The organism is Vibrio sp. 2CM40D (assembly GCF_023161825.1).
Taxonomy (GTDB): domain Bacteria; phylum Pseudomonadota; class Gammaproteobacteria; order Enterobacterales; family Vibrionaceae; genus Vibrio; species Vibrio alginolyticus.
Genome location: NZ_JALNTL010000028.1, coordinates 1 through 1,471 on the forward strand (window position 1 = coordinate 1; position 1,471 = coordinate 1,471).

Annotated in this window: 1 protein-coding gene; it reads left to right on the forward strand. The window is 42.9% G+C overall.

Going from position 1 to position 1,471, the window contains the following annotated elements; genetic code table 11:
• Positions 1-1,471 (forward strand): Ig-like domain-containing protein (locus tag MTF70_RS24235; RefSeq protein WP_248394460.1); only part of this gene is annotated, 1,471 nt, incomplete at both ends.

Here is a 1,471-nt window from a genome sequence, read left to right on the forward strand (position 1 = left end):
ATGATGATGGTACGGTTCAAATTACTTTTTATGAAGCGATTGATCATGGTGTAGGTCAAGATGAGCTGGTGACTAACTTATTGGTTGAGAGCATTCAAAGTGATGCTGACGGTACACAAGAGACGGTTGTGGCCCCCCTAGAAATCGTCATCAGTGATGCCGACCCAGTGATCGCAAATGAGTCATATAGTGTAACCGAAGGCCAAGTCATTTCTGGCAATGTACTGGAGAATGACATTGATATTGATGGTGACTTGTACATTCGATATGTCAGAGCCGGAGGAGAGATCCAGTCTGTCCCTGATGGTGGCTCAGTAAGTTTTAGTCTAGAGAAGGGTGAATTAACCGTATTTTCAGATGGCTCTTGGCAGTTGAATGCCAGTCGCAACTTAGATCACACGGTTGAGCAAAGTCTCGTTTTTGATTATCTCGCAGCCGATGATTCAAAAGATTACGGTGTAGCAACCGCAACTATCGACATTATAGATGGCCAAGCGGGTTATGTAGGCAGTGCTACTATAAACGCAGCAGAAGTACCTCTGGGAGAGGCATTATTAACCACCGAAGGCAGTGTTAATGTGATTGCTGGCTCTGATAACCCTGATCCGACTAGTTTGTATTTTGGTGGGGCATCCATTACTAAGTTAGAGGCATTAGGGCTTACAAGCTCAGTCTCTGATAATGAGCTTAGCTACACGTTTAGTCCCAGTGGAAAGCAAATCACAGCATTTGCGAATGGTGTCACTGTATTTACGTTAACATTGAGTGGCATTGAGTCGGGTAACGATGTACTAGCTTCAATCTCGCTTACTCTTGCTCATCCTATCGATCAATTCAATAGTAGTGATACGGTCACTTTCCCGCTGACCATTGGAGGGACAGATCTAGACTCCACACCGCTTGTAGAGAATGAAATTGATTTCGTGTTGAAAGATGGTGTTGATCCTACGTTGAGCAACTTGACTGTTGTTGCAATGGAGGAGATTAATCTAGAAAGTGGGGCAATCTTTAAGACTGGGAGCCTTCAACTCGATATCGGGAGTGATTATGTTGACTCTCTTCGATTTAGCGAATTAAACCAGCCCACATTAGTGAGTAGTGAAAGTGAGTTGCTTTACCGTCTGTCTGATGACGGTACGACAATTACTGGCTATATCTTAGAAGGTGGGGTGGAAGTAAATATTTTTCAATCGAAACTATTATCCACATTACCTTTAGAGTCGAGTAGTGAAATAGAGTATTCCTTTGAATTATATCGCTCTTTCGATCTGTCAAAAGATCAAATCCTGGATATACCATTGTTAGTTAATGCAACAGATTCAGACGGTGACACCACCTCCGTAACATTGGATATTACCTTAGAGGCAATTGAAGGTTTGAACGATGATGCCTCTTTAACGGTGGATATTCTTGATGGCGGCGATGGATACGAAAACCAGTTTGAAGTTCCTAGTGTCACGATTCAAGGTGA